Source organism: Chimaeribacter californicus (genome assembly GCF_002858675.1).
Taxonomy (GTDB): Bacteria; Pseudomonadota; Gammaproteobacteria; order Enterobacterales; family Enterobacteriaceae; genus Chimaeribacter; species Chimaeribacter californicus.
Map to the genome: position 1 here is coordinate 1 of NZ_PJZF01000040.1, position 4,561 is coordinate 4,561.

The window sequence follows — 4,561 nt, forward strand, 5'->3', positions numbered from 1 at the left end:
GGTGATACCACGTGCTTTTTCTTCCGGTGCGTTATCGATCTGGTCGAAAGCACGCGCCTGGCCACCGAATTTCTTAGCCAGTACGTTGGTGATTGCAGCGGTCAGCGTTGTTTTACCGTGGTCAACGTGGCCGATAGTACCGACGTTAACGTGCGGTTTTTTACGTTCAAATTTTTCTTTAGACATCGATTGTCCCTCTAATACACGAGTAAATCGGTGGTTTCACCACATCAACCAAGCATTTGCTTGCTGAATCCACAACAGAAAGAGAATCAGGGGCGAGATAATAAGAAGTGGTGCTGATAGGCAGATTCGAACTGCCGACCTCACCCTTACCAAGGGTGCGCTCTACCAACTGAGCTATATCAGCACATCTTGGAGCGGGCAGTGGGAATCGAACCCACATCATCAGCTTGGAAGGCTGAGGTAATAGCCATTATACGATGCCCGCATCCTGGAACTCGGCTACCTGATTTTTCTGTAGATTGTTGAAGCTGAAAGAGGATTGGTAAGTTACGATCTCTTCCCGCTTCGCCTGAAATCACTTTGTGTCATTTCAAGCCTCCCTATCGCCAGGCGGTAGGGTGAATATGGTGGTGGGGGAAGGATTCGAACCTTCGAAGTCTGTGACGGCAGATTTACAGTCTGCTCCCTTTGGCCGCTCGGGAACCCCACCTGGTTACTTGATTTGGTGCCGGCTGCCGGAATCGAACTGGCGACCTACTGATTACAAGTCAGTTGCTCTACCAACTGAGCTAAGCCGGCATCAAGTGCAGCGCATTCTAGGGAGACATCCGCACCTATGCAACAAAAAATTTGTTTTTCGTGTGCTTATGCTCAGTTTTTACGCAAATCATTCTTTTTACGTCCGAATAGAATAAAAAAGGAGCAATAAATTAGTTAACATTTAGGCTAAATAGCAAAAACAGAGACATCTGTGTAATGTCGCTTTGGCTCATTTTGGCTCATCATGCCCCTACGATGGCCTATCCCATTACCTGAAAACGTTTCTCTGCCAATTATCGCTATAAGGTAAAAGCTCTCTCAGCCCTCTGTGAGTAATGTTCCTAAGCTTCAGTAAGGTCTCTTCTCGTCAGCAGCTCTCGTCTGATGTTGGAAGCTAAGTCTCAAAGAAAACATGCCTTTGTAAGAAAATTGTCTACGTGAAAAATTAAGCTGTTTATAATAGACAGCTTGTTTACTGTCTGGGTAGGCGTACGGCGCCCCTCCCGGCATGCGCTAACAGGCAGACGCAGCTTATGACGAAGAAAGACCAATCCCTGGCGACGCCCTATCTCCAGTTCAATCGAACGCAGTGGGCAGCCTTACGTGATTCAGTGCCGCTCACACTTACCGAAGAAGAGATCGTTAAGTTAAAAGGCATCAATGAAGATTTGTCTTTAGATGAGGTGGCGCAAATTTACTTGCCGCTCTCGCGCCTGCTTAATTTCTATATTAGTTCAAACCTACGTCGTCAGGCCGTGCTGGAGCAGTTCCTTGGTACTGATGGTCAGAAGATTCCTTATGTTATCGGGATTGCCGGCAGCGTGGCCGTAGGTAAAAGCACTACTGCCCGTTTACTCCAGGCTTTATTAAGCCGCTGGCCTGAACACCGCACGGTTGAATTGATTACGACAGACGGCTTCCTGCATCCAAACAAAGTCTTGCAGGAACGTGGTTTAATGAAGAAAAAAGGCTTCCCGCAATCCTATGATATGCACAATCTCGTACGTTTTGTCTCTGAGGTTAAATCGGGTGCGCAGAAGGTTACAGCACCGGTCTACTCACACCTGATTTATGACATCATCCCTGATGGAAATAAAACGATTGAGCAACCTGATATTTTAATCCTGGAAGGGTTGAATGTTTTGCAAAGTGGGATGGATTACCCGCACGATCCACATCGGGTATTTGTTTCTGATTTTGTTGATTTTTCTATCTATGTAGATGCGCCTGAGCCCCTACTACAGGGTTGGTATATTAATCGTTTCTTAAAGTTCCGCCAGGGTGCGTTTTCCGATCCTAACTCATATTTTCATAATTATGCCAAACTCTCTGAGCCAGAGGCAATTAATATAGCCACGCAACTTTGGCATGAAATTAATGGTTTAAATTTACAGCAAAATATATTACCTACCCGGGAGCGCGCTAGCTTGATTATGACTAAAAGTGCTAATCATGCTGTTGAATCTGTTCGCTTACGTAAATGATGACAGGGGGAAAATCCCCCTGAATATCTATTCAAACTCCACGCAAAGATATTTCTCCGCCGATAAAAGGTTTTATAATACCACTACGCTCCAGCAATAATCCGCCTTGGGCATCGATACCACGCGCTATACCATAAATTTCCTGGTCACCGATAAGCAGCTTCACTTCACGATCTTTAAAGTTATCTAGTTGATTCCAACGTTTAATGAAAGGCGATAGGCCTTCCACTTCGAATTCACGCAATGCTTGCCTTAAATGCATCAACAACATTGCAGATAGCTGATTGCGGTCAATGACTACACCGGCTTCCTGCAAGTTAATCCAACCCTGATTGATTGCCTGGCTAGTCGATTCACGCATAGCTAAGTTGATTCCAGCTCCAATGACGAGTTGCGCCGCATCACCGGTTTTACCTGTCAACTCAACTAAAATACCTGCCAACTTGCGATCACGCAGATAGAGATCGTTAGGCCATTTCACTCTGACGTCGTCTGCACCTAGTTGCTGTAAGACTTCAGCCATTACAATACCAATAACCAGGCTAAGTCCCATTGCAGCAGCGGGCCCCTGCTCCAATCGCCAGAACATGGATAAATAAAGGTTAGCCCCAAAGGGCGAGATCCATTGCCTTCCACGACGTCCACGCCCTGCATGCTGATATTCGGCAACACAGGCATCTCCAGACTTCAGCTCACCAATCCGATCTAAGAGGTATTGGTTCGTAGAATCAATGACAGAAAGTACTGTAATATTCCCTTCGGGCAGGTTCTCTACTATTTTCTCTTTATCTAAGAGTTGTATAGCGGCAGGCAAGCTATATCCTTTACCTGGAATAGTAAATATATCTAAACCCCATTCGCGGATAGTCTGAATATGCTTATTCACAGCGGCACGGCTCATGCCCAACTGATTGCCCAGCTGTTCACCTGAGTGAAACTCGCCATCTGACAAAATATGGATGAGATGTAATGGGATCGTAAGATCTTTCATAAAAGCGCCTCTACAGCATTAACTTCACCATGTGCTGCAATAAAGCGCACTTCAGGTTCTAACCAAATGTTGAAACGGTCCCCTACTGTTTCACGTACGTGCTTTGCCAATGCTCTGATCTCTTCGCCTGATGCCTGCCCACGATTGATCAAAACCAGCGCTTGCTGTGCGTGCACCGCGGCCTCTCCTTGTACGTAACCTTTTAAACCACATTTCTCAATGAGCCAACCTGCGGCTAACTTGGTATCACCATTAGACTGAGGATAAGCTGGGACCTCAGGAAACTCATGCTGAATCTTTTCTAAAATTGCTTGAGGAACAACCGGGTTCTTGAAGAAACTGCCGGCATTTCCTGTTACAGCGGGATCAGGTAATTTACTACGCCGCATGTGGCATACTGCCTCAAAGACATCTTGTGCCGTGGCTGTTGATGCATTCAAATTTCTTAGATCGCCATAGCTTAAGGTTGGCTGCCATACTTTTGACAAGATAAAACCTACAGCAATAACTGCAAATCCCTCGCGATATTGATGCTTGAAAATACTTTCACGGTAACCAAATTGGCACTCTTCCTGACTGAGACGAGTCATTTCTCCAGTGCGCAGATTCATGACATCAACATAATTACATACATGTTTCAGTTCAATACCGTAAGCACCGATATTCTGGATAGGCGCGGATCCAACACAACCAGGGATCAAGGCCAGATTTTCTAAGCCTTTTATACCCAGCGCTAATGTATAACAGACCAGTTGATGCCAGTTTTCACCAGCCCCTACTTCCAACAGCCAGTGAGTAGACGTTTCTAAGCAACGAATACCTTTTATGCGATTTAGAATAACGGTGCCATTAAAATCTTCGAGGAAAAGCATATTACTGCCCTCCCCCATTAATAAAATATCCTGTTGCATTGATGTGGCTTCTTGCCAGGCTAAGAGCAATTTTTCAACAGAATCAGCATTAATGATGTTTTTTGCTTTAGCATCAATTTGGAAGGTATTACAAGGCTTCAACGATATTTGGGGATTAGGCATGGCTCACAACTCATCTCAACGGGATCTCAGATAGTCTACCCGATTCTGAGCCTGGTAGATCCATTGTTTAAAGTGACCAGTAGCTAAAAGGTTTATTCAATAAAACATCCTAAATATCAGAATGATTATATTGGAAAGAAAGGAGAAGGGTATTGTCAGTAACTGAACATTTTTATTGGATTTACTACATAGCAAAAAGGCCATCCTTACGGATGGCCTCGTGCTTGATTTGATGCCTGGCAGTTCCCTACTCTCGCATGGGGAGACCCCACACTACCATCGGCGCTACGGCGTTTCACTTCTGAGTTCGGCATGGGGTCAGGTGG

Annotated in this window: 4 protein-coding genes, 4 tRNA genes and 1 rRNA gene; 1 reads left to right on the plus strand and 8 read right to left on the minus strand. The window is 45.3% G+C overall.

The annotated features are described in order from the left end of the window. From CYR55_RS22400 to CYR55_RS22420, 5 genes are all read right to left on the minus strand, one after another. The coding region (locus CYR55_RS22400) for a GTP-binding protein (RefSeq protein ID WP_241522145.1) at positions 1-186 on the minus strand (186 nt) is incomplete at its 3' end. A gap of 108 nt (positions 187-294) precedes the next feature. After that, positions 295-370 (minus strand) — tRNA-Thr (locus CYR55_RS22405). A gap of 6 nt (positions 371-376) precedes the next feature. Then, positions 377-451 (minus strand) — tRNA-Gly (locus CYR55_RS22410). Between the two features lie 140 nt (positions 452-591). After that, positions 592-676, minus strand: a tRNA-Tyr gene (locus CYR55_RS22415). Positions 677-689: 13 nt separating this feature from the next. Then, positions 690-765: transfer RNA gene (locus CYR55_RS22420), tRNA-Thr, on the minus strand. A 494-nt stretch (positions 766-1,259) separates the two neighbouring features. Here CYR55_RS22420 and coaA point away from each other — a divergent pair. Further along, the gene (gene coaA / locus CYR55_RS22425) at positions 1,260-2,210 is read left to right on the plus strand and encodes a type I pantothenate kinase (RefSeq protein ID WP_101818527.1); all 951 of its coding nucleotides are present in this window, start codon (positions 1,260-1,262) and stop codon (positions 2,208-2,210) included. A 31-nt stretch (positions 2,211-2,241) separates the two neighbouring features. Here coaA and birA read toward each other — a convergent pair whose 3' ends face one another. The 3 genes from birA to rrf form a co-directional block, all read right to left on the minus strand. Next, positions 2,242-3,201 carry a bifunctional biotin--[acetyl-CoA-carboxylase] ligase/biotin operon repressor BirA gene (gene birA / locus CYR55_RS22430; protein WP_101818528.1) on the minus strand — a complete coding sequence of 320 codons (960 nt, stop codon included), beginning with the start codon at positions 3,199-3,201 and terminating at the stop codon, positions 2,242-2,244. Beyond that, positions 3,198-4,235 (minus strand): UDP-N-acetylmuramate dehydrogenase, encoded by a 1,038-nt coding sequence (gene murB / locus CYR55_RS22435; protein WP_101818529.1) that lies wholly within the window; start codon positions 4,233-4,235, stop codon positions 3,198-3,200. The genes birA and murB overlap by 4 nt, the downstream gene beginning before the upstream one ends. A 234-nt stretch (positions 4,236-4,469) precedes the next feature. Then, positions 4,470-4,561: ribosomal RNA gene (gene rrf / locus CYR55_RS22440) — 5S ribosomal RNA — on the minus strand; the annotation flags it as partial.

Excerpts from the sequence above, each read along its gene's own strand:
- birA (WP_101818528.1), bottom strand. The coding sequence starts at position 3,201 with ATGAAAGATCTTACGATCCCATTACATCTCATCCATATTTTGTCAGAT.
- coaA (WP_101818527.1), top strand. The coding sequence starts at position 1,260 with ATGACGAAGAAAGACCAATCCCTGGCGACGCCCTATCTCCAGTTCAAT.
- murB (WP_101818529.1), bottom strand. The coding sequence starts at position 4,235 with ATGCCTAATCCCCAAATATCGTTGAAGCCTTGTAATACCTTCCAAATT.